Genomic DNA, 3,141 nt, shown 5'->3' with positions numbered 1-3,141 from the left:
GATCGAGGGATCCCACCAGACCAAGGCAGCGAGCTAGCTCATGCTCGCTTGGGTTGCGAAGCAGGCGCCCATCCGGGCACAGCACGATCGGCAGCTCATCGGGACCGACGCCAAACCGCTCGACGAGCGCCCTCGCCTCCGGATCGATGGCCGGATCCAGGCTCTGGTGGGGATGACCGTTGCGCGACAGGAACCCGGCCAGCCGCAGCACGTCGCCGTGACCCGAAGACCCGACGATCACCGGCCCGCCGGTGCCCAACTCCAGCAGCCCCATGCGGCGCAGGATCAGCGCCCGCATGATGCGTTCGCCAAGCTCCGCTTCGGCGACCAGCACGGCCCGCAGATTCTCGGGCGGGATGATCAAGGCCTCCACAGGCTCGATGGCATCGGCCTGAACTATCATAGGCCGGCCCGAGAGCTGGGCGATCTCGCCGATAAACTCCCCCGCCTCGTGCGTGGTGATCAGCCGGCGCTGTCCAGCCTCAGTCTGGCTGATCTCCACCCGCCCAGCCAGAACCACCGTGAGACCATGGCCGACATCGCCGATCCTGCACAGGATTTCACTTGCTACATAGCGGCGGATCTGGCCGAACCGGCGCAGACGCTGGATTTCAACCCCGTTCAGCACAGGGAAAACCTGCTCCCGGCGGGTCTCGTTGATCGACGGTCCTGTGGCAGTCATGATCAGCTTCCTTAACCGTTGGGACAAACTCTAGCCTAAGTTCCGCCGGTAAGATCGGGGCGAGTGGCCGGTGAGCTGCCGGAACAGCGCCGAGAACCGGCTCGGGCTGCCATACCCAACCGCAGCCGCCACATCGCTGACGGATAGGGAGGGATCAGCCAACCGCGCCTTGGCGAGCTCGATGCGGCGGGTCATTTGGTAGCGATGCGGCGGCTCGCCGACGGCCTGCTTGAACGCCCGGCAGAAGTGATAGGGGCTGAGTTGGGCAATTGCCGCCAACTCGACCAGGGTGATGTCCTCAGCTAGGTGGTCTTCGATGTACTCGCAGACGATCCGGCAACGCCAACTTGCGAGTCCTCCCTTCACCTGGGACAGCCCGCCAGCGCCGCCGCGGGTCTGTGACAGGCCGATCGCCTGACTGCGCATGATTTCCGAGATTAGGATCACGGCGAACGACTCCATATATATGCGAGTATGTATTTCCGGCTGCGCTAGAATTTGCTGCAGGCGCATCATCATCTGCCCCAAAAACGGGTGCTCGAAATGCAGCATCGGGACCAACTCACCAGTCCCATCGTTCGGCCATGTGCACACCGATGGATCGATATAGGCAGCCGTGAACGCTATTGGGCTCGTTGCCGGTTGCGCCCATCCCTGCAGTCGGCAGCCGGCTGGGATGAAAATCAGCTTACCTCGGCCGTTCCGCAAAGTTGATCGCGGCAGGCTATCGACGATGGTTTCCCCGTCCTTGCGATAGGCATTCAACAAAGCGACGTAGTGGTGGCTGCTTTGAAGGGTGAAGTCGTGTGGCTTCGGACGCAATATGGTAACATGCTCAGCCAGCAACGTGTCCCACCGGTAGTCTAGCCGCAAGGTTTCGGACATCGAGCGGTGATGAAATCGCAGGTCGACGGCATGATCTAGGCCCATCTGCACCTCTGTGTTGCTTGGAACACCGTGCGACATTCGTCGCTGGAACTCGTTACTGGAAACTACAGCGACGTGCGCTAAATTTGAAGCGCCCGTACCAGTGTCCTCGCATTGCTGGGCGACATCACGCTCCAAAGCGATCCAGATTTAACGCGATCCGCTGTAGATGCCAGAATGTACGTCGACGATCACAGGCAGTGGTTACTTCAATACAGAGGGTGGGTGTTCGTCAACTGAGTGATCAAGGCTGTACAAATGTAACTGTTCACCCCTCCGTCACCTGGCACCACGTTGAAAGAAGAATTCCAGCGTCTTTACGGAGGAGAAGCGCGTCCTCGGTGGGAACGGAATCGATAAGTCCGAGCACCGGATTGTCAGAACGGATCTCGGTGACTGCCATCTTTATAACGCTGAGCTTGCGCATGATAAAGGCTGGCGCAGTCCTGATCTGGAAAATTTCAGCTAGCGCGCTGACCGATGGCGCCAGTTCCCCCGCCATGGTCATCCTGTTTCCACCCACTTTGCCTGTGTTCGCGCATGTGATCTGCTCCCCACAGGGTAGCCCATGTTGAATTATAGTTCAGTGTCGGCCATTGCACAATGGGGAGCCTAACTGGCAAAGCTGTGACCCTACGACTCACGGCCAGACAGGAGGCCCATCGACCTGCAGGCCAGCTACTAGCCCAACTTAGCTTATGCGATTGAATAATACCTGTACAACTAATAGACAAAATATAAATGAATACACTGATATAAATCATTAGTTGAGGTCAGGGTTGCTAATATGCACAAATAAGATCTTGATGCGCGCAGCGAGACTGTTGTTCATCGCGCTCCCCAGAGGCGGGCTCCCCAGAGGCGGGTTGACTCACCAATTTTATACCTTCGAGCAGATATCGTCTCTAGGATTCCCCCACAGCCACTTACACCCTGCCGTAATAAAGATTTCTTCAAGTCATGAACGGAGCGGCTTGAAATTCCACTTCCTCGGCCCAAACAGCAAGATTCCGCAATTGCCGACAGATTTCCGCAATCGCGTTCTAACACCACACCGGCAACAGGGGGTATTTTCTGCCGCAGAATAAAGAGTACAAGCACCCAAGCCGCCGCTCGAGACTGGAACACAATCAGGCATCTGCCGCGATGGACGTCCGCGATGAGATCATCTCCCGTTTCGGCTCGCTGTGCCTTAAGGGAGTGAACACGTGTCCACCACGCAGGCTGAATTCCCTCTCGATCCCGTCAATCCGTCACGTCGGACCATGCTCGCCAGTGCCGCATGGTTACTCACGGCCTCAACTGTGGCGACTCCGGCCCTAGTCGCCACTCCCGACTATGCGGCGGCGCAGCCCGTTTCCGCCCAGCCACCGAAAGGATCAGCGATGACGACGATCACGACCAAGGACGGCACGCAAATCTACTACAAGGACTGGGGCCAAGGGCAGTCGGTGGTATTCAGCCATGGCTGGCCGCTCAACGCCGATGCCTGGGAGGACCAAATGTTCTTCCTGGCGAGCAACGGCTACCGC

4 protein-coding genes are annotated in these 3,141 nt (G+C 58.4%); 1 reads left to right on the top strand and 3 read right to left on the bottom strand.

Translation table 11 applies throughout. The features are described from left to right. The 3 genes from AC5JJ6_RS02285 to AC5JJ6_RS02275 all read right to left on the bottom strand — a co-directional run. Positions 1-682, bottom strand: a 682-nt coding sequence (locus AC5JJ6_RS02285; protein WP_496040490.1) for a Crp/Fnr family transcriptional regulator, incomplete at its 3' end; no start/stop codon positions are given. A 30-nt stretch (positions 683-712) separates the two neighbouring features. Continuing rightward, a complete protein-coding gene (locus AC5JJ6_RS02280) occupies positions 713-1,747 on the bottom strand; it encodes a helix-turn-helix domain-containing protein (protein ID WP_496040489.1) in 1,035 nt (344 codons plus the stop codon). A gap of 130 nt (positions 1,748-1,877) precedes the next feature. Continuing rightward, a complete protein-coding gene (locus AC5JJ6_RS02275; RefSeq protein ID WP_496040488.1) occupies positions 1,878-2,111 on the bottom strand; it encodes a hypothetical protein in 234 nt (77 codons plus the stop codon). A 706-nt stretch (positions 2,112-2,817) separates the two neighbouring features. Between AC5JJ6_RS02275 and AC5JJ6_RS02270 the strand changes: the two genes are divergently transcribed. Beyond that, positions 2,818-3,141, top strand: a 324-nt coding sequence (locus AC5JJ6_RS02270) for an alpha/beta fold hydrolase (RefSeq protein ID WP_496040487.1), incomplete at its 3' end; no start/stop codon positions are given.

Source organism: Skermanella sp. (assembly GCF_059503625.1).
The sequence above is the reverse complement of the archived record's forward strand: the minus strand, read 5'-3'. Positions and strand labels throughout refer to the sequence as shown.

What these genes read in the sequence shown, in the direction of transcription:
- AC5JJ6_RS02275 (WP_496040488.1), bottom strand. Translation starts at nt 2,111, where the DNA reads ATGGCGGGGGAACTGGCGCCATCGGTCAGCGCGCTAGCTGAAATTTTC.